This is a genomic window from Streptomyces sp. NPDC092369 (genome assembly GCF_044755245.1).
GTDB lineage: Bacteria > Actinomycetota > Actinomycetes > Streptomycetales > Streptomycetaceae > Streptomyces.
The window spans coordinates 427909-450506 of the sequence record NZ_JBIVQP010000004.1 but is presented as its reverse complement, the minus strand read 5'-3'; the positions used below and the strand labels follow the sequence as shown (position 1 = coordinate 450506).

The window sequence follows — 22598 nt, the reverse complement described above, 5'->3', positions numbered from 1 at the left end:
CCCTGATCTTTCCCCTCCCATCCAGTGCGTTTCGGCCGTCGGGCGGGCATGGTTGTGCTCGACGCGTTCGTCTGCCTGGCGGGCCCAACTGGCGGAACGGCTGGGAACACGGTGGGATCGATGTGGTGCGAAGCAGCGATCCATGGGCATGCGAAGGGCGTCCGATGCAGACCGCCTGGAGCCGCAGAGAGGGATGAACACCGTGACACGACCCAGGATCCTGGTGGTCGGCGCAGGCTTCGCCGGCGTGGAGTGCGTACGCCGACTGGAGCGCAAGCTCGCGCCCGACGAGGCCGACGTCACCCTGGTGACGCCGTTCTCCTACCAGCTCTACCTGCCCCTGCTGCCCCAGGTCGCCTCCGGGGTGCTGACGCCCCAGTCGATCGCCGTCTCGCTGCGGCGCAGCAAGAAGTACCGCACCCGGATCATTCCGGGCGGAGCGATCGGCGTGGACCTCAAGTCCAAGGTCTGCGTCATCCGCACCATCACCGACGAGATCGTCAACGAGCCCTACGACTACATCGTGTTGACGCCCGGCAGCATCACCCGCACCTTCGACATCCCCGGCCTCACCGAGCACGCCTACGGGATGAAGACCCTCGCGGAAGCCGCCTACGTGCGCGACCACGTCATCTCCCAGCTCGACCTGGCCGACGCGAGCGACGACCCGGCCGAGCGCGCCTCGCGACTGCAGTTCGTGGTCGTGGGCGGCGGATACGCCGGCACGGAGACGGCGGCCTGTCTGCAGAAGCTCACCCACGCGGCGGTCAAGCGCTACCCGCGCATCGATCCGGCGCTCATCAAATGGCACCTGATCGACATCGCCCCGAAGCTGATGCCCGAACTGGGCGACAAGCTCGGCACCAGCGCCCAGACGATCCTGCGCAAGCGCGGTATCGACATCTCGCTGGGTGTCTCCATCGCGAAGGCGGGCCCCGAGGAGGTCACCTTCACCGACGGCCGGGTGGTGCCCACCCGCACCCTGATCTGGACCGCCGGCGTCGTCGCGAGCCCGCTCATCGCCACCCTCGGCGCCGAGACGGTCCGCGGCCGCCTCGCGGTCTCCGCGGAGATGAACCTGCCGGGCCACGACGGAGTGTTCGCGCTCGGCGACTCCGCCGCGGTGCCCGACAAGGCCAAGGACGACGACAGCGCGATCTGCCCGCCCACCGCCCAGCACGCCATGCGCCAGGGCCGGCACGTCGCCGACAACGTCATGGCGACCCTGCGCAACAAGCCGCTGACCCCGTACGTCCACAAGGACCTCGGCCTGGTCGTCGACCTCGGCGGCAAGGACGCCGTCTCCAAGCCGCTCGGCATCGAACTGCGCGGTCTGCCCGCCCAGGCCGTGGCCCGCGGCTACCACTGGTCGGCGCTGCGCACGGGCGTCGCCAAGACCCGGGTCATGACGAACTGGGTCCTCAACGCGGTCGCCGGCGACGATTTCGTCCGCACCGGCTTCCAGTCCCGCAAGCCCGCCACGCTCAAGGACTTCGAGTACACCAACGCCTACCTGAGCCCCGAGCAGGTGCGGGAGCAGGTCGAGGGGACTGCCCCCGGGAAGGCCTGACGCGGTGCGCGCCCTCCCGTCCCCGCATGCCATGCTGGGACGGGATCTTGACGTGAGACGGGGACGGGAGTGAGTACGGCGGCGTGAGGGCAGTGGCAGCAACGCTCCGGGCGCGGTCGCGCGATCTCGTCGCGGCATCCGATCCAGGGCTGCTGCGACTGACCGCGGGTCTGCGGACCGTGGCTGCCATCGCCCTCACCCTGGCCGTGCTGGGGCTGCTGCGGGCCGACGTGTCGCATCTGGTGGCCGGCGCCATCGCGGCGATGGTCGCCACCTTCGCCATCCGCGAGAAGGAGCGCGCCCAGCAGGCGGTGACCCTCGCCCTCGGTCTGCCGGTGGCGTTCGCCTCCCTGACCCTGGCCTCACTGCTGCACTCGCGTGTCGTCGGCGGTGACGTCTTCTTCGTGGTGCTCATCTTCTGCGCCGTCTACGGCCGCCGGTACGGGGACCGGGGCACCGCGCTGGGCCTGATCGGCTTCCAGACCTACTTCCTGTCCCTGTTCGTCGGCGCCACCCTCTCGACCCTGCCCCAGCTGTACGGGGTGGTCGCGATCGCCTTCGCCGCCAGCGCACTGGTGCGTTTCGTGCTCGTGCCGGAGACGCCCGAGGGCATCCTGGGGCGGCTGCGGGACGCCTTCCGCGCCCGGCTGGCCCAGCTCGTGTCCGCACAGCTGGAACTGCTCGACGCCGGTCCTGACGACGCCGAGACGGCTCTGGAGCACCTGCGTGAGGGCACCGCGCGGCTGCACGAGACGGCCATGATGATCCAGGGCCGGCTGGAGCAGGGCACGGCCGACGAGGCCGTCGCGCGGCTCGTGCAGCGGCGTATCGCGGACGCGGAGATCGCCGCCGAGCGCCTGGGGCTGCTGCTGCTGACCGCGCGCAGTGCCGAGCGCGCGGACACACTGACCCTGCATCTGCCGGGCGCCCCGGTCCCGCCGCCGGGCGGCCGGCTGCCGGTGGGCGACGAGGCGACCGCCATCCTGCGCCGGGATCTGGAGGCGCTGCGCCTGCTGGTCCTGCGGCCGGTGTCCGGAGGCTCGGGGACGGGCCTGGCGCATGTGCGCAACCGCCTGCTGGGCTACCGCGACGAGGAGAACCTGCCCAAGGCGCCGCCCGCCGTCCAGGACGTGTTCCGGGGCATCGGCGAGGCCGCGCGCGCGGTGCTGGGGCTGCGGATGGCGCTGGACGGGCCGCAGGACGAGTCGGACGACACCCCGTCGACGACGCGTTCGCGCGAGGAGCTGGACGCCGAGGACGTGGCGATCGACGCGGGCGAGGAAGAGCCCGAGGAGGAGCCCACCGGGCTTCGGCGGCCCACCACGCGGGCGGCCGTGCAGGTGGCGGTCGGATCGTCGCTGGCGATCGTGGGCGGTGAGTTCCTCTCCAGCCAGCGCTGGTACTGGGCGGTGCTGACCTGCTGGATCGTGTTCATCAACACCGCGTCCACCGGCGAGATCCTGGTCAAGGGCTACCGGCGGCTGCTGGGCACCGTGCTCGGCGTGGTGGCGGGACTGCTGCTCGCGGGCCTCGTCGGCCATCACACCTGGACGGCGTTCGCGCTGGTGCTGCTGTTCGTGTTCGCGATGTTCTACACCGCGCCGCTGTCGTACACGCTGATGTCGTTCTTCGTCACCGCGGCCCTGGGGCTGCTGTACACCCTGTTGCACACCTACAGCCTGTCGGTCCTGATCCTGCGGGTGGAGGAGACGGCGCTGGGCGCGGCCTGCGGGATCATCGCGGCCGCGTTCGTCCTGCCGGTGCACACCGACCGCCGTACCAACGACCTGCTCGGTACGGTCCTGGACCGGCTCTCCGATGTCACCGAGGCCGCCGTCGACCAGCTCAGCGGCGGGCCCGCGGTGGACCTGCTCGACAGGGCCCGCGAGCTGGACCAGGCGCTGGCCGATCTGCGGGCCGCGACCCAGCCCCTCACCCACCCGGTGACACCGATGCGCGCCCGGCGCGACACCGTGCGCTATGTCGTCGCGCTCCTGGAGACCTGCGCGTACCACGCGCGTTCGCTGGCCGCGACGGCCGAGCTCCTCCCCGGCAACCCGTCGATCGCCGCGGATCCCCGGCTGCGGCGGGCCGGTGAGCGCATCCTGCGCAACATCGCGGCGATCGCCGCGCACGTGGCGGACGAGCGGGCCGACGTCGAGGTCGAGACCGGCCCGAGCATCGCGGCGCTGCTGGAGACCGACCGCCCGGGCACCTCACGCTACGGGCGGGTCACCGACCGGGTGCTGAGGCATCTGCAACGCCTCGACGAGGCCGTGACGGGACTAGCCCGGCCGCTGAAGGTGCCGGTGGCGGCCCAGGGGAAGAAAGCCGTGAAGTGAGGCGATGTCCCGGAGGTGGGGAGCTCAGAAATCGGTGGACATGCCGCTCACCTCGGCGATGCCCCGCAGTTCCTCGTTCTCGCGGTGCCGGTCCCGGATGTAGTCGGCGATCTCGCCCAGCCGTATCGGATCGGCGGCCGTGCCCGCGTCGGTGACCACCCGGATCGGGCCGGTCCCGTCGAGGTCGAGTTCGACGACCTCGTTGTCCAGCCTGCCGGTGACCGCGGCGGCGACGACCAGGGCCGCCTCGTCGCGGATCTCCTGGGACATGCCCTGTCCGCCGTCCTCGCCGATCGCGAAGTCGAGGGCGGGCAGGCGCTGCTCGTCGAGCGCCCTCAGGACCGGTTCGACCACATCCAGCAGCTGCCGGTAGTCATCCGTGTCCATCCGGGTGCGCAGAATGCCGAGGTACATGTCGACGGCCCGGTCTTCCGGCGGAAACTCGGATTCGCTCATGCCGCACGGGTGCCCGGTCCCCCGGGTGTCATGCGTAGCGTCCTGCCCGTTTTACGACCGCCGGATCCGGGCGCCGCGCCCCCGGCGGCCGAGGGCGTGCAGATACTCCAGGGCGTCCATGACCACCGTGCGGTCGTGCCAGGACAGCCAGCGCCCGGCCTGGGCGCCCATCATGTCCAGCGTCCGGAGTTGAGTGTCGCTGAGCCGACGCAGGGTGTGATCGGTATGGGCGGAGACCATGCCCAGGCACAGGCCGGAGACGGTCGTCAGCGGCACGCTGTGGCAGCCCAGACTGCCGGCCGCGAGGATCTGCTCCCGGGCGGCCTCGGTGAACACGGGGTCCGTCGACACGTCATGGACGGTGACCTGGGCGAGGTCGCGGGCGGCGGCCGCACAGGCCGTGCCCTCGTCGCCGACGTACGCGAAGAAGTCGACGAAGTCGTCGCTGAGTCCGGTGTGCTTTTCCAGCCGCAGTCCGCCCCTGACCCGGTCGGTGACCTGGACGTTGCCCATGGAGGTGTCGACCACGGCGAGCGTCTGGCTCAGCACGGCGCTCAGGACGGCTCCGCGGTTGCCGCGCTCCGGACGGTGGGGCGCGGGGAAGTCCAGGGCGGGCTCCGGTGACCGGACCCGCCGCGGGAACCACAGGGCGTCCGGTTCCTCCGGCCGCGGGGTGGTGAGCACGGCGTCGGCCAGCGACCGCAGTTTGACGTTGAACCGCTGGGAGGACCGCTGCAGGAGCCCGAACGCGCTGTCGCCGTCGGGCAGTCGGTAGCGCTCCCGCAGGACGCCCTGTGCCTGGGATATCAACGGGTGCGCGCGGGCCCGGGCCCTCAGGTCACGCGTCTCCGCCCGCAGCCGTTCCAACTCCGCACGGTCCCGCTCCTCGTCCGCCCCCCGGCGCGCCGCCTCCGCCATGAACTCCCTCGCCTCCCGTCGCCCCGACAACACAGGTGCCCGTGTGCGTGTTCGGACCGCATACGGGCACCTGCCGCTTGCCAGCGTCTTCCCCATTCGAACGGGCGTACACAGGGCGGGCGGACTCGCTCAGGTGAGAGCCACCACCGCGCTGATGCACTTGCCGCCCGCGGGCAGTTCGGAGACTCGCACGTCGCGGGCGAGCCGGCAGACGATCGGCCAGCCGCGGCCGCCGACCCGCCGGCGTCCGGCCGGGTCGAACGGGTCGCAGGCGACGGGCAGTTGGTCACTGCGGTCGCACACCGAGACGCGTACGCCCGGTTCGACGATGTCGACGCGGAATCCCGTGACCCCGCCGCCGTGCCGGATCGCGTTGGTCGTCAACTCCGAGACCACGAGCAGGGCGTCGCCCAGGGCGTCCTTGTCGCAGCGCGTCCGGGTCGCCCGGCACCGCGCCGCGACCGCCCGCTCGACCGCCCTGCGGGCCTGGGCGGGCCGGACCACCGGGTCGACCGGCATCCACGACACAGCCGGCTCCGGGTCGACGACTCGGCCCGCGGGCACGGCGGCCGCACGCCGACTTGCCGCGGAACTCTGCCACGGCTCCAACTGCCGCCGCTCATCGGCGAACGGGGGGAATTCGATGCTGTGCTCCTCGCACATCGCCTGGCTCCCTGATCGGTGAAGAACCGGCCTCTCGGTCCATCGGCAACGAGGCCGGACCTGCCGCGCCCGTGGTGCTCGCCGCTCGGGCACCGCAGGCACTCATCTATGCGGCTGACCTGTAAGGGGGGCGACAAACCTCTCTGCGGAATGCGCGAGTTCCCGTCATGGCGTCACGAAAGCGGGGTAAGCGCACCCCATGACTGATGTCGTGGATTCGGGCGAGCTGTTGCGACGACTGCAGCGGGCTCGGGCCTGTGCGGAACAGGAGCGGTCGACGTGGTGGGCGCGGAGCGAGGAGCTGCGGGCGACCGATCCGGACGCGGCGCGCGAGGCGGCCGTACGGACGGTGGCTTTCGAGGCGGTGCTGCGCGTGCTGGACGAGGTGGTGACTCCGGGGCGACAAGCCGAGGTCGGTGTGGCAGAGTGAAACCGGTCACGTGACCGGGTTTTCGCTACGCGAAAGCCTCGCATATGGTTTACCGTTCATACATACGTGGTGACGGGGTTGGACCGTACCGTCCTCCGACACCACGGCTTGACGGCCCTGGCTGGCCTCCCCCGTCCAGCCAGGGCTTTTTCATGCCCTCGCGCGGACTCGTCGACGGAACTCCCGTCCGCCGAGGTGCCCTGGACGGCCGCAGCGGCTCAAATGGGATGAGGGAACGCACCGGAACCGATGCCCGGCGAGGAGCCCCGCGTCATGACCAAAGCGACGAAACTGCTGACCGCCCTTCCCCCGCCCCAGCGCCATCGCCTCATGACGCTCGCGCGGGAGGTCTCCTTCCCGGAGGACCGGCGCATCTTCGAGGCGGGCGGCCGGGCCGACCGCTTCTGGGTGATCCGCTCCGGCGCGGTCTCGCTCGACCAGCGGGTCAACTCGCTGCAACGGGTCACCGTGGCCAGCCTCGGCGCCGGCGATCTGCTCGGCTGGTCCTGGCTCTTCCCACCCCACGAGTGGGACTTCGGCGCGGCGGCGTTCAGTCCCGTACGCGCCCACGAGTTCGACGCGGACGCGGTGCTGCGGCTGTGCGCCGAGGATCCCGAGCTCGGCATGGTGCTGGTGCGCGGGGTCGCCGAGATCCTCGCGCACCGGCTGGAGACGACGCGGGGGAAGCTGATGGAGTACGCGAGGCATCGGCGAGCCCTGTAGGGACCTCGCCACCTCGCTCAGATCCGGTAGCGGCGCAGGGCGGGCACCGCCGCGGCCAGGCCCAGCATGACCACGACGACCAGGACGCCGCCGCCCACGACCGCCGTGCGGGGGCCGAAGGCCGAGCCCGCGGTGCCGTGCAGGACGTCGGCGAGGCGGGGGCCGCCCGCGACGACGACCGTGAAGACGCCCTGCATCCGGCCGCGCATCTCGTCGGTGGCCGCCGACAGCAGGATCGCCCCGCGGAAGACCATCGAGACCATGTCGGCCAGCCCGGCCACGGCCAGGAAGGCGGCCGCGACCCACAGGTTGGCGCTGAGCCCGAAGCCGGCGATCGCGGCACCCCACGCGACGACCGCGCCGATCACCATCCAGCCGTGCCGGCGGACCCGCGAGAACGTGCCCGAGAACAGACCGCCGAGCACCGCGCCGATGGGGATCGCCGCGAACAGCAGACCGAGTGCGAACCCTTCGCCGTAGGAGCCGTAGGTCTGGGCGGCGAGTTGGGGGAACAGGGCGCGGGGCATGCCGAAGACCATGGCGATGATGTCGGCCAGGAAGGACAGCAGCAGCACCTTGTGCAGGGACAGGTAGCGGAAGCCCGCCACGATCTCGCGCACTCCGGCCCGCCGCGTCTGCGCGCCCACCAGCGGCGGCAGCTTGGGCAGTTGGTAGACCGCCCACACCGTCACGCACAGCGCGAGCGCGTCGATCAGATACAGCTCGGCCAGACCGATGACGGGGATCAGGACGCCTGCGAGCAACGGGCCGACCACCTGGCCGGTCTGCATGACGGTCGAGCCCAGGGCGTTGGCGGCGGGGAGCTGTTCCTCGGGGACGAGCCGGGCGATGGACGCGTTGCGTGCCGGGGCGTTCAGGCCCCAGAACGCCTGCTGCAGGGCGAGCAGAAGCATCAGGACGACCACGGAGTCGAGCCCGACGACGGCCTGGACCCAGAACAGCAGCGAGGTCACGGCGATGCCGATGTTGGTGATCAGGAGCAGCTTGCGGCGATCCATGGTGTCGGCCACCGCGCCGCCCCACAGCGCGAACACGATCAGCGGCAGCAGCCCGGCCATGCTCGCGGCGCCGACCCACGCCGAGGAGCCGGTGATGTCGTAGACCTGCTTGGGCACCGCCACGGCGGTGAGCTGGCTGCCGACCGCCGTGACGATCGTCGAGGACCACAGCCGACGGTAGGCCGGAATGCGCAGCGGCCTGGTGTCCATCGCCCAGCGCCGCCAGCCCCGCCGCGGCGGGCTCGCCTCGACTGGCACGGATGGCTGCGGCTGAGCGGATGGCTGCGGCTCGGTGCTGCTCTCGCTGGTGTCCACGGAGTTCCTGGTTGCTCGATACATCTTTCGGGGCCGGGGATCACTATCGCAGCCCGGGACGAGGTCCGGAACGGGCGGTCCCGCATCGCGGAATTCGGGATCCGGAGCCGGGCGTCAGCGCAGCGACGCCAGCCGCACCGCCGCACTGTCCAGCAGCATCTCCAGTGCTGTCGGATACGCGCTGGTCACCATCCGCCCGGCCAGCAGGGGTGCTGCCTCGGCGATGCGGGGGTGGGTGGTGCGGGGCAGGTGGGCGTAGGTGGAGCGCCACATGTCCTCGTCGGCGTGGAGGGCGGCGCTGGGCAGGGTGAGGGAGGCCGCGTCGAGGGCGGCGAAGGCCAGGGTCTGGTCGATGAAGGCGTGGTAGATGCGCACGGTGTCGAGGAGCGGGAAGCCCGCGGTGCGCAGGACGTCCAGGACCGCCTCGTCGGCGGCGAGTTCGTTGGCCCGGCCGGTGACGCGGTTCGTGGTGAGCAGGGCCGCCTGGGGATGGGCCACGTAGGCGGCGTGGATGCGCAGGCCCACGGTGCGCAGGTCCGCCCGCCACTCCCCCGTCGGGCGCCAGCCGTCGAGCGCCTGCCCGATCAGCGCGTCGCCGATGGCCAGGGTCAGGTCGTCCATGCCCCGGAAGTACCGGTAGAGCGTGCTCGGGTCGGCGTCGAGGGCGAGGCCGAGACGGCGGGCGGTCAGACCCGCGCTGCCGTGTTCGCGCAGCATCCGCAGCGCCGTCTCCACGATCAGCGCCTCCGACAGCACGGTGCCGCTCCTGGTGGGCCGGCGTCTGCGCCGCCGCTCCTCTGAAACCACGGGCTTGGGCACCGCACGACCTCCGCCAGGAATCTCCATCCTTATGCCAACGGCATTGACCTTACGGGACGGCACGGCGTTGTATCCCCAGCCAAGGGCCCGCGCAGTTCCGCCCAGGACCTCGCACATCCGCGTTCCTCGACCCGAAAGCTCGACCCGAAGAGGGAGTGTTCGTCATGCGTGTACTGCTCGTCGGCGCCGGAGGCGTCGGCACCGCCGTCACCCGGATCGCGACCCGGCGTCCGTTCTTCGAGGCGATGGTGGTCGCCGACTACGACCTGGGCCGGGCGGAGGCGGCTGTCGCGGCCCTCGGCGAGGACGAGACGCGGTTCCTAGCCGAGCGCGTCGACGCCGGCGACGAGGCCGCGGTCACGGAGCTGCTGCGCCGGCACGCGTGCGACGTGCTCCTCAACGCGACCGACCCGCGCTTCGTACTGCCCCTGTTCCGGGCCGCCCGCGCGGCCGACGCCACCTACCTCGACATGGCGATGTCCCTGTCCCACCCGCACCCCGAGCACCCCTACGAGGAGTGTGGGGAGAAGCTCGGCGACGCCCAGTTCGCGCAGGCCGAGGAGTGGGAGAAGGCGGGTGCCCTGGCGCTGGTCGGCATGGGGGTGGAGCCGGGCCTGTCGGACGTCTTCGCCCGCTACGCAGCCGACGAACTCTTCGACGGGATCGAGGAGATCGGCGTCCGCGACGGCGCGAACCTCACCGTCGACGGCTACGACTTCGCCCCGTCCTTCAGCATCTGGACGACGATCGAGGAGTGCCTCAACCCGCCCGTGGTCTACGAGTCCGACCGGGGCTGGTTCACCACGGAGCCGTTCAGCGAGCCCGAGGTCTTCGACTTCCCCGAGGGCATCGGACCCGTCGAGTGCGTGAACGTGGAGCACGAAGAGGTGCTGCTCGTGCCCCGCTGGGTCGACGCGCGCCGCGTCACGTTCAAGTACGGCCTGGGCCGGGAGTTCATCGAGACGCTCAAGACGCTGCACCTGCTGGGCCTTGACCGCACCGACCCGGTCACCGTGCCCAGTGCCGCCGGGCCGGTCGCCGTGTCGCCCCGGGACGTCGTCGCCGCCTGCCTGCCCGATCCCGCGACGCTGGGCGACCGTATGCGCGGCAAGACGTGCGCGGGCACCTGGGTGCGCGGCACGAAGAACGGCGAGCCGCGGGAGGTGTACCTGTACCACGTGGTCGACAACGAGTGGTCCATGGCGGAGTACGGCAGCCAGGCCGTGGTGTGGCAGACCGCCGTCAATCCGGTGGTCGCGCTCGAACTCCTCGCCACCGGCGCCTGGTCCGGAGCCGGCGTGCTCGGACCGGAGGCGTTCCCGGCTCGCCCGTACCTGGATCTGCTGACCGCGTACGGCTCCCCGTGGGGTATCCGCGAGCAGTGATCCGCGTCACCCCGAAGTCATTGGTTTCACTTGCGCATCGACAGGTCACCCGGAAGCGAGTAAGCCATCCGCGAGGGCACGGACGACTTCGATCGCAGGTGACTTTGATGGACTTGACGGACGACTGGCGAGACCAGGCCGCATGCCGATACGAGGATCCCGACCTCTTCTTCCCGATCGGCACCTCCGGCCCGGCTCTGTTGCAGACGGAACAGGCGAAGGAGGTCTGCGGACGTTGTCCGGTGCGGGAGCAGTGCCTGCGCTGGGCTCTGGAAACCAAGGAGTGCCTCGGCATCTGGGGCGGCACCGACGAGACGGAACGGCGAGCACTGCAACTGCGCCGACGGCGTGAAGAGGCGCGGCTGAAGCGCGGGTAGCCCGCGGCTCAGTTCTCCGGCGAGGGCGCGGAAGCCACCGGCACCCGCAGGGTGAACTCCGCGCCCGCGCCGGGTTCGCTCGCCGCCTCGACCGTACCGTCGTGCGCGGCGACCAGGTCACGGACGATGGCGAGGCCCAGACCGCTGCCGCCGGTACGGCGGCTGCGGGACTTCTCGGCACGCCAGAACCGGTCGAAGACGTGCGGGAGATCGTCCGGCGCGATGCCCGAGCCGGTGTCCCGGACGGTGAACACGACCTGGTCGCCCGCGCGTCGGGCGGCCAGCGTGACGGTGCCGTCCGGCGGGGTGTGCCGTACGGCGTTGGAGACCAGGTTGCCGAGTGCCTGGCGCATCCGCACCGGGTCGGCGTCGAGCCAGGGCTCCCCGTCGGTCTCGGTGCGCAGGGTGACCTTGGCCGCGTCGGCTCCGACGCGGTGCGCGGCGGCGACCTGGTCGAGCAGTTCGTCCGCGCGGACCGGTTCGCGGTGCAGCCGCAGCGTGCCGGCGTCGGCGGCCGCCAGGTCCTGGAGGTCGTCGATGATCCGCTGCAGGACCATCGCCTCGTCGTGCAGGGAGGAGAGCAGGGCGGGGTCCGGGGCGACGACGCCGTCGCGGGTCACCTCCAGCCAGCCGCGGATGTTGGTGAGCGGGCTGCGCAGCTCGTGGGCGATGTCGCTGACCATCGCCTTGCGCTGCACCTCGATGCGCTCGCGGCGTTCGGTCAGGTCGTTGAACGCCTCGGCCAGGATGCCGGTCTCGTCCCGGGTGGTCACGGGGACGCGGACATGCTGTTCCGGTGGCTGCTGGGCCGCTGACGTGAGCGCGCGGAGGGGGCGGACCAGCCGGGTGGCGACCAGCGCCGTCATGGCGACGGTGACGGCGAGGACGAGGCCGGCCACGCCGACGATCTTCGCCTTGTTGGCCGGGGACATGTCGAAGCGGGGCACGGTCTGGTCCCCGATGCCGAGAAACAGGTCGGCCACGGGGGCGACATAGGGGTCCAGCTGGGCGCGCCGCGCGCTGTCGATGCAGTTCTGCACGATCCGGTCGGTCTCCGCGCCGGCGCCGGCGGGCCGGGAGTACTTGGAAGTGACGAAGTGACCCGGGACGGTGTCGCGGGTGGGATCCAGGGCGAGAAACAGCGGTTCGACGCCGGCGACCCCCTTGTCCTTCACACAGGACCAGGCCTTCTTCTGGAGCGCGGACAGGGCCCTGCTCTCCGTCCTGGTCGGCGCGTCGTACCCGTAGCCGCAGTCCGTCCGATAGGGGTCCTCGGCACTCGATCCGTCCTCGTTGACTAGGACGGAACGTCCGCTCGGGGCCCGCACGATCTTCACCTGGCCGAGGCCGAACCGCTCGTAGCAGCCCCGCAGTTTCTGCATCACCAGGTCCACCTGCTTGCGCTCGCCCGCCGTCAGCCGGTATGGGCCCACCGCGCGCGGATCGATCCCGCTGAGCTGGGCCCCGGACTCGCTGTAGGTGTCGGTGTGCAGGGGGTCGATGGTGGCGGCGGGCCGGGGCGGCAGGGAGGTGCGGCGGGGAGCGGAGTCGGCGACGAGCGTGCGGTCCGCGGTGGTCACCGCGATGCGCCGGCCGGTCCTGGCGGCCAGGGCGCTGACGGTCTTCTGGACCGCGGACCAGTCGCGGTGGGTCGCGGCATAGCCGCTGAGCTGCGCGAGGATCTTGGTGTCGGCGGCGAGGTCCTGGCCCTGCTCCTCCTTGAGCGCGCTGGTGGTGGTCGTCACCGCGAGCCAGGCGGTCGCGGCCACCGAGCACACGGCGATCAGTGCCGAGGTGAGCAACAGTCGTACCAGCAGCCGCTTGCGCAGCGGTATCCGGCGCTTCACGCCCGGCCGCCACTGAGCTTGTAGCCCACCCCGAACACCGTCAGCAGCCGTACGGGCCGTCGCGGATCGGCCTCGATCTTCTTGCGCAGGTTCATGATGTGGACGTCGACGGCCCGTTCCGTGGACGCCCGGTCGAGCCCGCGGGTGACCTGGAGCAGCTGCCGCCGGGAGAAGACCCGGTCCGGCTCCCCCGCCATGGCCAGCAGCACCTGGAACTCGGCCGGCGTGCACTCCACCGGCACCCCGTCACAGCGCACCTCGTGCCGCACCGGATCCACGGACAGCCCGGCGGCGCGTACGACGGGCTCCTCCCGTACGCCGTCTGCGCGCCCGCTGCGCCGCAGCACCGTACGGATCCGGGCCATCAGCTCGCGCGGGCTGTACGGCTTGGTCATGTAGTCGTCGGCGCCCAGCTCCAGGCCGAGCAGGACGTCGTCCTCCTCCGAGCGCGCCGTGAGCATCAGGACCGGTATCTCGGCGTCGCCGCCCCGCAGCACCCGGCACACGCCGAAGCCGTCGATCACCGGGAGCATCAGGTCCAGGACGACCAGATCGGGCTTGAGCCTGCGGGCGGCGTCCAGCGCCGCCGCGCCGTCGTGCACGACGGTGGCGGTGTGGCCCTCCGCCAGCAGGGAGCGGCGAATCAGCTCGGCCTGCATCTCGTCGTCCTCCGCGACCAGCACATGTGCGCACACCCGGCGGATCCTAAGCGCTTCAGCGGGCGAGGGACGCGGCGTCCCCCATGACGACGACGGGATGCAGGCGCGGGTCGAGCGTGCGGAGCAGCTGCTCCATGTGCTTCTCGGCGATGCTCACGCACCCGTGGGTCGGCCCCCCGTGATCGACGTGGAGCCATATCCCGCCGCCCCGGTTCGCCCCGAGGGGACGGGTCCAGTCCAGGGGCGAAGTACCGGGCTGCCGGTTGTAGTTGATGGCGATGACGTAGTCGAAGGAGCCCTGCAGCGGCTCGCCCTCGAAGCCCGTGCCGGGCGACTGGAAGCCGTAGCCCTGGTCGTACGTCAGCTTGGTGCCGGGGTCGCGCAGCAGGCCGCCGGCGTCCGTGAGTCCGAACACACCGATCGGCGAGCGCAGGTCGCCGCCCATGTGGTGGTCGCTCCAGCCCTTGAGCGCGTTGTGCGCGGGCCAGCTCTCGCCCGGCTGCCAGCCGGTGGCCGTGCGCTCGTACAGGACGACCTCGGACCGCGGCGAGTTCTTGCCCCGGCCGGTGACCACGACGGCCTGCCGTGCGTCGGAGGGGACCTGGGCCAGCGTCTTGGGCCCGAGGCCCGGCAGTTCCAGCCGGGCGGCCTCGGCGGACATGGCCGGCGAGGGCGAGGAGGGGGTCGTCGTCGTGGAGGCGGGCGCTCCACCCTCCGCCGTGGCGCCGGCCGGCCCGCCCGGCGACGCCACGGCACCGCTGCCGCATCCCGTCAGGAGCAGGGACGCGGCCAGCAGGGCGACGTGAGGTCTGCGCGTGATCATGACTCGACCTTGACCCAGAGTTATCAGGAACTCGTCAGGTTCTAGGGTGTGTTCGGCTTGCCCGCCGTGTAGAGCCAGGTGTGGAACAGCCCGTTCAGGTCCTTTCCGGACACCCTCTCCGCGAGTCGAACGAACTGCGCGGTCGTACCGTTCCCGTCGTGGTGCTCGGCCGCCCAGGTCCGCAGGATCCGGAAGAACGCGGGGTCACCGACGGCCGTGCGCAGTTCGTGCAGGGTCATCGCCCCGCGGGCGTAGACGGGAGTGCCGAAGATGTTGGCACCGCTGCCCGGGTCGCCGGGCGGGAACTCCCACAGACCGTCGCTCGCCGGGCGGGCGTAGAGCTTGTCGAAGGACTTCTGGGCGCTGTCGCCGCCGTGCTGTTCGCTGTAGAGCCACTCCGCGTAGGTCGCGAAGCCCTCGTTGAGCCAGATGTCCTTCCAGGAGGTCAGCGAGACGGAGTCGCCGAACCACTGGTGGGCGTTCTCGTGGACGAGGGTGCTCAGGTCGGGCGCCGAGTCGTACACGGGACGCGTCTGCGTCTCCAGGGCGTACCCGACGTCGGGCGCGTGGTCGACGATCGATCCGGCCGCGCGGTACGGGTAGGGCCCGAACAGCTTGCTCTCCCACTCCAGCACGGACGGCAGCTTCTTGAGCACGGGCGCCGCGGCGCCGGCCTCGCGCGCGTCGACCGCGTTGTAGACCTGGATGCCGTCCCGGGTCCGGTACTGCTCGACCTGGAACTTCCCGACCGTGGCCGTGGCGAGATAGGCGGCCATGGGCTCGCGCTGACGCCAGCGGAAGGTGGTCTTCCCGTGCGCGGTGCCCTGTCCGAGGAGCACACCGTTGGAGACCGCGGTGCGCCCCTTGGGGACCGTGATCGTGATGTCGTACGAGGACTTGTCCTTGGGGTGGTTGTTCGCCGGGAACCAGGTCATCGCACCCTGGGGTTCACCCGCGACGAAGGCGCCGTCGTTGGTGGGGATCCAGCCGTCGGGCGAGCCGTCGGGGTCGGTGACCGGCTTCGGGGTGCCCTTGTAGGCGACGGTGACGCGGAACTTCTGGCCCTTGTGCAGGGCGTGGCGCGGGGTGACGACGAGTTCCTGCCCGCTGCGCCGGAAGTCGGCCTTGACGTGGTCGACGCTGAGGGCGGTGATCTTCAGTCCCGTGAAGTCGAGGTCGAAGCGGGTGAGCTTCTGGGTGGCCCGGACGGTGAGGACCGCGGTGCCGGTCAGGTGCCGGCTCGTGGTGTCGTAACCGAGAGTCAGTCCGTAGTGCTCGACGTGGTAGCCGCCGTTCCCGGCGAGCGGGAAGTACGGGTCGCCGACACCGGAGCCCCCGGTGGTGCCGGCCGCCGCGGGTCCGGCGGCGGCGAGCAGGGCCGCCACCGCCACGGGGACGGTCACGACGACGGCCTCACGGCGGAGGACGGCGGTACGTCTGGTGCCTTGCCGGCGGGATTCCACATGCGCTCCTTCAAGGGGGTGGCTGATGATCAAACGGCCCCAGGCTAGAGGGGCACCACGTACGGTTTCCCCCTCCTTCAGGTCAAGTCACGAAGCGTCACCCGGCCTCCCCGAACTACCGTGGACGGCATCCCGTCCCCGGAGAGAGGCCCGGCCGTGACCGTTCGTGTGCGTCGCGTCTACGAATCGCCCGAGCCGCAGGACGGCGTCCGCGTCCTGGTCGACCGGCTGTGGCCGCGCGGCCTCTCCAAGGAGGCGGCGGCCGTCGACGAGTGGCCCAAGGTCCTCACCCCGTCCACCGAACTGCGCCGCTGGTACCACGCGGGCGAGGGATCCTACGAGGAGTTCGCCCGCCGGTACGAGGCGGAACTGGCGGCCCCCGATGCGGCCGAACTCCTCGACCGCGTACGGGAGTCGGCGGCCAAGGGGCCCGTCACGCTGCTCACCTCGGCGAAGGCACCCGAGCAGAGCCACGCGGCCGTGCTGGCCCGTCTCCTCCAGGACTGAGCCGCCTGATCGGAGAGGACGGGCCGGACGCCCGGGTCAGCCGGTCTGCTGTGCCGCGGCACGCCCCGCCGCGCGCCCCGAGAAGAGGCAGCCGCCGAGGAATGTGCCCTCAAGGGCGTTGTAGCCGTGGACGCCGCCACCGCCGAAACCGGCGACCTCGCCGGCCGCGTACAGGCCCTCGATCGGTGTGCCGTCGGCGCCCAGGGCGCGGGAGTCGAGGTCGGTCTGGATGCCACCGAGGGTCTTGCGGGTCAGGACGTGCAGCTTGACGCCGATGAGCGGGCCGGCCGCGGGGTCGAGGATGCGGTGCGGGGTGGCGACGCGGCCTAGCCGGTCGCCGATGTAGCGACGGGCGTTGCGGATGCCCTGGACCTGGGAGTCCTTGCTGTACGGGTTGGCCAGCTGCAGGTCGCGGGCCTCGATCTGGCGGCGCAGCAGGTCCGCGTCGAGCAGCGGCTTGTCGGTGAGGTCGTTCATCTTCCCGACCAACTGCTCCAGGGTCGGGGCGGTCACGAAGTCGGCGCCCTTGCGCAGGAACGCGTCCACGGGACCGGGGGCGCCCTTGCCGAGGAGCCGGTCGCGCAGGACGGCGCCCTTGTCCTTGGCGGTGATGTCGGGGTTCTGCTCGGAGCCGGAGAGCGCGAACTCCTTCTCGATGATCTTCTGGGTGAGGACGAACCAGGAGTGGTCGTAGCCCGCGATGTCCTCGGTGGCGCGCAGGTACTTGAGCGTGTTGAGGGTGTCGTAGCCGGGCAGGCAGGGGTCGGGCAGCCGGCGTCCGAGGGCGTCGAACCACATCGACGACGGACCCGGCAGGATGCGGATGCCGTGGCCCGGCCAGATCGGGTCCCAGTTCTGGATGCCCTCGGTGTAGTGCCACATGCGGTCGCGGTTGACCAGGCGTACGCCCGCCTCGGCGCTGATGTCGAGCATGCGGCCGTCGACGTAGGCGGGCACGCCGGTGACCATCTCGGCGGGCGGGGTGCCCAGGCGCTCGGGCCAGTAGCGGCGGACGATGTCGTGGTCGGCGCCGATGCCGCCGGAGGTGACGACGACGGCCTGGGCGGTGAGTTCGAAGTCGCCGACGCGGTCACGGTTGGAGGGGACACCGCGCGGTGAGGGGTCGTCGGCGAGGACCGTGCCGCGCACGCCGCGTGCGGTGCCCTCCTCGACGACCAGGGCGTCGACCCGGTGGCGGTGGTAGAAGGTCAGCAGGCCGTCGCGCTGGGCATGCTTGGCGTACTCGACGAACGGCTCCACCACGCCCGTGCCGGTGCCCCAGGCGATGTGGAAGCGGGGTACGGAGTTGCCGTGTCCGTCGGCGCGCAGGTCGCCGCGCTCGGCCCAGCCGACGGTCGGCAGCAGCTTGATGCCGTGCCCCTCCAGCCAGGTCCGCTTCTCTCCCGCCGCGAACTCGACGTACGCGCGGGCCCAGCGCACCGCCCAGGAGTCCTCGTCGTCCTGCCGGTCGAACCCGGCGCTGCCCTGCCAGTCGTTCCAGGCCAGTTCGAAGGAGTCCTTGATGCCGAGCCGGCGCTGCTGCGGGGAGTCGACGAGGAAGAGTCCGCCGAACGACCAGAAGGCCTGGCCGCCGAGGTTGGCGGCGTTCTCCTGGTCGACCAGCGCCACCCGCCGTCCCCGGCTGGTGAGTTCGTGCGCGGCGACCAGGCCCGCGAGGCCCGCTCCGACGACGATGACGTCGGCATCCATGGCGACCGTCCCTTCTTCTTGCGGTGTTGTGGCCGGGGGTGATCTGTACGGCATTGATGTCTGCGGCGGTGATGTCTACAGCCGGGTCATACGGTGGTGTCGCCGCTGTCGCTCAGCAGCGCGGTGAGCAGTTGGCCGAGCCACGCGCGCGCACGCTCGATGTCCTTGTCCAGCAGCAGTTGGGTGGTGACCCCGTCGTACGCGGCGACCACCGCGTGCGCGGCACCGTCCAGGTCACCGAGCACGGCGGGCAGTCGGGCGTGACCGCGGGCGCGGGCGAGCCGGTCGCGGATCGCCCCGCGCAGTCGCGCACGGTGTTCGAGCAGGGTCCGGGCCACGGCCGGGTCGCGGGCGGCGTGCACCAGGAAGTCCGTCTTGACCAGCAGCCAGTCGCGGTCGAGCAGCAGCACCCCGGTGACCCGGTCGACGGCGGCCGGCACGTCGAGATCGGGCCCGTCCAGGGCGAGCGCCCCGGCCACCTGGTCCGCGATGAGGTCGGCGCGCTCCTGGTAGAGGGCGAAGAACAGCTCGTCCAGGGTGGCGAAGTTCGAGTAGAAGGCGCCTCTGCTGTAGCCCGCGGCCTCGCAGACCTCCTCGATGGAGACGCGTCCGAAACCCTTGGCGGCGAAGACGGCGAACGCGGCGTCGAGGAGATTGGCACGCGTACGGATCCGGCGTCTGGTGACGCGCGGGGCCGTGTCCTCCGTTGTCATGTCCGGACCTCCGTTCGATACGCGAATGTATCCGATACACAAATGCATCGAAAGGCCTGGACGGCAGACGACCCGTATCGGGAACAGGCGCGGGCGAACACACGAAAAGAGATGGGAACAGATTTTCGATTAAGAGGTACGCTGGATCCATGACCACGCACCTCCAGGGCTCCCTCTTCGACCAGACGGACCGGATGCGGCTCGGCTCCCTCGACGGGATCCGTCGGACGCCGCTCGGTCTCGGCGCCTGGATCGACGTGCTGCCCGGCTGGCTGAGCGGCTCGGACACACTGTTCGAGCGGCTGGCCGCCGAGGTGCCCTGGCGCGCCGAGCGCCGCACCATGTACGACCAGGTCGTGGACGTACCGAGGCTGCTGGCGTTCTACGGGCGCGACGACGCCCTCCCGCACCCCGTCCTCGACGAGGCGCGCGACGCGCTGAGCGCGCACTACGCCGAGGAGTTGAGGGAGCCGTTCACCTCGGCCGGGCTGTGCCACTACCGCGACGGGCGGGACAGCGTGGCCTGGCACGGGGACCGGATCGGGCGGGGTGCGCGCGAGGACACCATGGTCGCGATCCTCTCCGTGGGCGCGCCCCGCGACCTGTTGCTGCGTCCGGTGCGCGGCGGCCAGTCGGTGCGCCGGCCGCTGGGGCACGGGGACCTGATCGTGATGGGCGGGTCCTGTCAGCGCACGTGGGAGCACTGCGTACCGAAGAGCACCCGGGCCGCGGGACCGCGCATCAGCGTGCAGTTCCGCCCGCACGGCGTGCGCTGAGGCGGAGAGGCGGCCGCTTCGGACGCACGGCCGGGGCTGCCTCCGGCGGACGGTGCCGGAGGCAGCTCGCACTCCCGCGCGCGGGATGGCGTGGACCCGACGGTTCCGCAACCGCGCCGGTCTGCTTTGCTGGTGGTGACCGGCAGAAACGGCTATCGGAACGCGGAGCGATCATGCAGGCGGACGTGCGGCAAGTGGCCGAGGGCGTACATCTCGTGCACGGCTCCAACACGAACTGGGTGATCCTCACCGAGGGGGACCAGGTCACCCTCGTCGACACCGGCTATCCCGGGGACCGCGAGCAGCTTCTCGCCTCCCTCACGGCGGTCGGCGCCGCGCCGGAAGCGGTCACGGCGGTGCTGATCACGCACGCGCACAACGACCACATCGGGTCCGCCGAGTACCTGCGCGCCGCCTACGACATCCCGGTGTACCTGCACGAGGCCGAAGTCCCGCACGCCCGGCGGGAGTTCCTGCACCAGGTGGGCGTCGGACAGGTGCTGAGGAACAGCTGGCGGCCCGGAGTCGTACCGTGGGCGCTGCACGCCATGCGGTCCGGCGGCACGGCCCACGTCCCCGTGACCGAACCGGAGCCGTTCCCCACCGCGGGCCCCCTGGACCTGCCGGGCCGACCGGTGCCGGTGTACACGCCCGGCCACACCGACGGGCACTCGGCCTTCCACCTCCCGCAGGCCGGGGTGGTGATCTCCGGCGACGCCCTGGTCACCGGCCACCCCACCTCGCGCGTCCAGGGCCCGCAGCTGCTGCCCGACATGTTCCACCACGAGCGCGCCCGGGCCGTCGCCTCGCTGGACGTCCTGGCCGGCCTCGACGGTGACCTCCTGCTGCCCGGGCACGGTCCCGAGCACCGCGGACCGGTGGGCGAAACGGCACTTCAGGCCAGGGAGCGCGCGCTCTAAGGTGAGGTGACGATCACCCGCGAGGCAAGGACACACGCGCCATGGCACTGCAGATCAGCGCGACCAACCCGGAGCACCCCGCGCTCCTGCTGGCCCTGCCGTGGCACCTGCCCCTGGAGCAGTGGCCCGACGAGTACCTGGTCCCGCTCCCCCGCGGCATCTCCCGCCACGTCGTGCGCTACGCGCGCGCGGGCGACGAGGTCGTAGCCGTCAAGGAACTCGCCGAGCGGCCGGCCCTGCGCGAGTACGAGCTGCTGCGCGACCTGGACCGGCTCGCCATCCCCGCCGTCGACCCGCTGGCCGTGGTCACCGGACGCATCGACGGCGAGGGCGCCCCGCTGGAGTCGGTGCTGGTCACCCGCCATCTGCGCGGCTCCCAGCCGTACCGCTCGATGTTCGAGACGACCATGCGCCCGGCCACCATGCACCGCCTCATGGACGCGCTCGCCGTGCTGCTGGTGCGCCTGCACCTCGCCGGGTTCGCCTGGGGCGACTGCTCGCTGTCCAACACGCTCTTCCGGCGCGACGCGGGCGCCTACGCCGCCTATCTCGTGGACGCCGAGACCGGCGACCTGCACGCCCAACTGAGCTCCGGGCAGCGGGAGTACGACCTCGATCTCGCGCGCGTGAACATCAGCGGCGAGCTGCTCGACCTGGAGGCCTCCGGGGCGCTGCACCCCTCCGTCGACCCGATCGAGTTCGGCACGGAGATCTGCGCCCGCTACCAGGGGCTGTGGGAGGAGCTGACCCGCACCTCCGTCTATCCGGCGGGCAAGTACCACTTCATCGAGCGCCGGATACGCCGGCTCAACGAGCTGGGTTTCGACGTGGCCGAGATGCAGATCCAGCACTCCTCGAACGGCGACACCGTCACCTTCGTGCCCAAGGTCGTCGACGCCGGCCACCACCAGCGGCAGCTGCTGCGGCTGACCGGCCTGGACACCGAGGAGAACCAGGCCCGCCGGCTGCTGAACGACCTGGAGAGCTGGATGGCCACCCAGGACGACTTCGACCCGGGCGACCCCCTCGCCGCCCGCCCCGAGGTCCTCGCCCACCGGTGGGTCCGGGACGTGTTCCGGCCCACCGTGCGGGAGGTGCCGCCGGAGCTGCGCGGCTCCATGGACGCGGCGGAGATCTACCACGAGCTGCTCGAACACCGCTGGTACCTGTCCGAACGGGCGCAGCACGACATAGGGCTGGACACGGCGGTCGAGGACTACATCAAGAACGTGCTGCCCAAGGCCCGCGAGACCCTGGTGCCGGTCACCCCGGAGTGACTCAGACGTGCGGGACGACGGCCACGGGGCAGTCCGCGTGGTGCAGGACGCCGTGCGCGACCGAGCCGATGCGCGCGCCGACGGCCGTACGGCGGGCTCGGCGGCCCACCACCATCAGCTGGGCCCGCGCCGCCACCGACAGCAGCACCTGCCCGGCGCTGCCCATCTCGATGTGCTCGACGACGGGCACGTCCGGGAACCGCTCCCGCCAGGGCTGCAGCGCCGCCGCCAGGGCCTTCTTCTCGTACGGCTCCAGGCCGCCGGCCTCGTCGAGGAGCTTCATCGAGCCGGGGCTGTAGGCGAACACCGGCGGCAGCGTCCAGGCCCGTACGGCGCGTACCGCGGCCCCGCGCGCGGCAGCGGTCTCGAACGCGAACTCCAGGGTCGCGGCGCTGTCCTCCGGGTCGCCCTGCTGGCCGACGACGATCTCGCGCCCCGCGGCTTCGACGGCCGCCTCGTCCCCGGCCCGCACCAGGACGACAGGCCGGGTGGTCTCGGCGATCACCTGCTGGCCGACCGAGCCGAGCAGGAAGCCGACGACAGGGCCGTGTCCGCGTGAGCCCAGCACGAGCAGCTCGGCCTCCGCCGCCGCGGCGACCAGCGTGTCGACGGGGTCCCCCTCCAGGACGTCGGTGCTCACCTCAAGATCGGTGTGCCGCGAGGTGACGGTCCGCGTGGCCTCGGCCAGCCCGTCCCGCACCCACCCGGCCTGTGTGTCCCGGTCGGCCGCGTCGATTGCCTCGTACGGCTCGAACCGCCAGGCCTGCACCACCCGCAGCGGCAGCCCCCGGCGGACCGCCTCCCGGGCCGCCCAGGCCAGCGCCGCGAGGCTCTCCTCGGTTCCGTCGACGCCTGCGGTGATCGGGCGCGTCATGGGGGTGCCTCC

22 protein-coding genes are annotated in these 22598 nt (G+C 71.6%); 10 read left to right on the top strand and 12 right to left on the bottom strand.

Features of this window, described 5'->3' with window-relative positions; all coding sequences use genetic code 11:
- The first annotated feature begins 193 nt into the window (after window positions 1-193).
- Together ACIQI8_RS25845 and ACIQI8_RS25840 are read left to right on the top strand one after the other, a co-directional pair.
- A complete protein-coding gene (locus tag ACIQI8_RS25845; protein ID WP_402354972.1) occupies window positions 194-1570 on the top strand; it encodes an NAD(P)/FAD-dependent oxidoreductase in 1377 nt (458 codons plus the stop codon).
- A gap of 92 nt (window positions 1571-1662) precedes the next feature.
- On the top strand, window positions 1663-3912 hold the full coding sequence (locus tag ACIQI8_RS25840) for an FUSC family protein (RefSeq protein WP_402354970.1): 2250 nt from the start codon (window positions 1663-1665) through the stop codon (window positions 3910-3912).
- A gap of 24 nt (window positions 3913-3936) precedes the next feature.
- On the opposite strand, the gene ACIQI8_RS25835 is transcribed toward ACIQI8_RS25840, so the two are convergent.
- The 3 genes from ACIQI8_RS25835 to ACIQI8_RS25825 form a co-directional block, all read right to left on the bottom strand.
- Window positions 3937-4368 (bottom strand): hypothetical protein, encoded by a 432-nt coding sequence (locus ACIQI8_RS25835; protein ID WP_402354968.1) that lies wholly within the window; start codon window positions 4366-4368, stop codon window positions 3937-3939.
- Between the two features lie 51 nt (window positions 4369-4419).
- Window positions 4420-5286 (bottom strand): ANTAR domain-containing protein, encoded by an 867-nt coding sequence (locus ACIQI8_RS25830; protein ID WP_402354966.1) that lies wholly within the window; start codon window positions 5284-5286, stop codon window positions 4420-4422.
- Between the two features lie 129 nt (window positions 5287-5415).
- Window positions 5416-5805 (bottom strand): ATP-binding protein, encoded by a 390-nt coding sequence (locus tag ACIQI8_RS25825; protein WP_402356007.1) that lies wholly within the window; start codon window positions 5803-5805, stop codon window positions 5416-5418.
- Between the two features lie 343 nt (window positions 5806-6148).
- Here ACIQI8_RS25825 and ACIQI8_RS25820 point away from each other — a divergent pair, with 343 nt between their 5' ends.
- Both ACIQI8_RS25820 and ACIQI8_RS25815 read left to right on the top strand, forming a co-directional pair.
- Window positions 6149-6379 carry a hypothetical protein gene (locus tag ACIQI8_RS25820; RefSeq protein ID WP_402354964.1) on the top strand — a complete coding sequence of 77 codons (231 nt, stop codon included), beginning with the start codon at window positions 6149-6151 and terminating at the stop codon, window positions 6377-6379.
- Window positions 6380-6652: 273 nt separating this feature from the next.
- Window positions 6653-7102, top strand: coding sequence for a cyclic nucleotide-binding domain-containing protein (locus ACIQI8_RS25815; RefSeq protein WP_402354962.1), 450 nt, complete (start codon window positions 6653-6655; stop codon window positions 7100-7102).
- Between the two features lie 17 nt (window positions 7103-7119).
- Here the strand turns inward: ACIQI8_RS25815 and ACIQI8_RS25810 are convergent, their stop codons facing one another.
- Both ACIQI8_RS25810 and ACIQI8_RS25805 read right to left on the bottom strand, forming a co-directional pair.
- Complete coding sequence (locus ACIQI8_RS25810) at window positions 7120-8436, bottom strand: MFS transporter (RefSeq protein ID WP_402354960.1); 1317 nt, start codon at window positions 8434-8436, stop codon at window positions 7120-7122.
- Between the two features lie 114 nt (window positions 8437-8550).
- Entirely contained in the window at window positions 8551-9255 is a 705-nt protein-coding gene (locus ACIQI8_RS25805) for a TetR/AcrR family transcriptional regulator (protein WP_402354958.1), read from the bottom strand.
- Window positions 9256-9419: 164 nt separating this feature from the next.
- On the opposite strand from ACIQI8_RS25805, the gene ACIQI8_RS25800 reads away from it, so the two are divergent.
- On the top strand, window positions 9420-10640 hold the full coding sequence (locus tag ACIQI8_RS25800; protein WP_402354956.1) for a saccharopine dehydrogenase family protein: 1221 nt from the start codon (window positions 9420-9422) through the stop codon (window positions 10638-10640).
- 107 nt (window positions 10641-10747) lie between these two features.
- Complete coding sequence (locus ACIQI8_RS25795) at window positions 10748-11017, top strand: WhiB family transcriptional regulator (RefSeq protein WP_402354953.1); 270 nt, start codon at window positions 10748-10750, stop codon at window positions 11015-11017.
- An 8-nt stretch (window positions 11018-11025) separates the two neighbouring features.
- Here the strand turns inward: ACIQI8_RS25795 and ACIQI8_RS25790 are convergent, their stop codons facing one another.
- Genes ACIQI8_RS25790 through ACIQI8_RS25775 form a run of 4 tightly spaced genes read right to left on the bottom strand, consistent with a single transcriptional unit; the run spans window position 11026 to window position 15809 of the window.
- Complete coding sequence (locus tag ACIQI8_RS25790; RefSeq protein ID WP_402354951.1) at window positions 11026-12864, bottom strand: sensor histidine kinase; 1839 nt, start codon at window positions 12862-12864, stop codon at window positions 11026-11028.
- A complete protein-coding gene (locus ACIQI8_RS25785; protein WP_402354949.1) occupies window positions 12861-13559 on the bottom strand; it encodes a response regulator transcription factor in 699 nt (232 codons plus the stop codon). The genes ACIQI8_RS25790 and ACIQI8_RS25785 overlap by 4 nt, the downstream gene beginning before the upstream one ends.
- Window positions 13560-13578: 19 nt before the next feature.
- Entirely contained in the window at window positions 13579-14346 is a 768-nt protein-coding gene (locus ACIQI8_RS25780) for a L,D-transpeptidase family protein (protein ID WP_402354947.1), read from the bottom strand.
- Window positions 14347-14387: 41 nt separating this feature from the next.
- Window positions 14388-15809 carry a M1 family metallopeptidase gene (locus tag ACIQI8_RS25775; RefSeq protein WP_402354945.1) on the bottom strand — a complete coding sequence of 474 codons (1422 nt, stop codon included), beginning with the start codon at window positions 15807-15809 and terminating at the stop codon, window positions 14388-14390.
- 156 nt (window positions 15810-15965) lie between these two features.
- Between ACIQI8_RS25775 and ACIQI8_RS25770 the strand changes: the two genes are divergently transcribed.
- Window positions 15966-16316 carry a DUF488 domain-containing protein gene (locus tag ACIQI8_RS25770; protein ID WP_402354943.1) on the top strand — a complete coding sequence of 117 codons (351 nt, stop codon included), beginning with the start codon at window positions 15966-15968 and terminating at the stop codon, window positions 16314-16316.
- Between the two features lie 36 nt (window positions 16317-16352).
- Here the strand turns inward: ACIQI8_RS25770 and ACIQI8_RS25765 are convergent, their stop codons facing one another.
- Together ACIQI8_RS25765 and ACIQI8_RS25760 are read right to left on the bottom strand one after the other, a co-directional pair.
- The gene (locus ACIQI8_RS25765) at window positions 16353-18026 is read right to left on the bottom strand and encodes an FAD-binding dehydrogenase (protein ID WP_402354941.1); all 1674 of its coding nucleotides are present in this window, start codon (window positions 18024-18026) and stop codon (window positions 16353-16355) included.
- 86 nt (window positions 18027-18112) lie between these two features.
- Window positions 18113-18739 carry a TetR/AcrR family transcriptional regulator gene (locus ACIQI8_RS25760; protein ID WP_402354939.1) on the bottom strand — a complete coding sequence of 209 codons (627 nt, stop codon included), beginning with the start codon at window positions 18737-18739 and terminating at the stop codon, window positions 18113-18115.
- Between the two features lie 149 nt (window positions 18740-18888).
- Here ACIQI8_RS25760 and ACIQI8_RS25755 point away from each other — a divergent pair, with 149 nt between their 5' ends.
- The 3 genes from ACIQI8_RS25755 to ACIQI8_RS25745 all read left to right on the top strand — a co-directional run bounded on the left by ACIQI8_RS25755 (window position 18889) and on the right by ACIQI8_RS25745 (window position 21712).
- Window positions 18889-19515 carry an alpha-ketoglutarate-dependent dioxygenase AlkB gene (locus tag ACIQI8_RS25755; RefSeq protein ID WP_402354937.1) on the top strand — a complete coding sequence of 209 codons (627 nt, stop codon included), beginning with the start codon at window positions 18889-18891 and terminating at the stop codon, window positions 19513-19515.
- 173 nt (window positions 19516-19688) lie between these two features.
- A complete protein-coding gene (locus ACIQI8_RS25750) occupies window positions 19689-20435 on the top strand; it encodes an MBL fold metallo-hydrolase (protein ID WP_402354935.1) in 747 nt (248 codons plus the stop codon).
- A gap of 41 nt (window positions 20436-20476) precedes the next feature.
- Window positions 20477-21712 (top strand): DUF4032 domain-containing protein, encoded by a 1236-nt coding sequence (locus ACIQI8_RS25745; protein WP_402354933.1) that lies wholly within the window; start codon window positions 20477-20479, stop codon window positions 21710-21712.
- A 1-nt stretch (window position 21713) separates the two neighbouring features.
- Here the strand turns inward: ACIQI8_RS25745 and ACIQI8_RS25740 are convergent, their stop codons facing one another.
- Window positions 21714-22586 carry a universal stress protein gene (locus ACIQI8_RS25740; RefSeq protein ID WP_402354930.1) on the bottom strand — a complete coding sequence of 291 codons (873 nt, stop codon included), beginning with the start codon at window positions 22584-22586 and terminating at the stop codon, window positions 21714-21716.
- Window positions 22587-22598 lie beyond the last annotated feature (12 nt).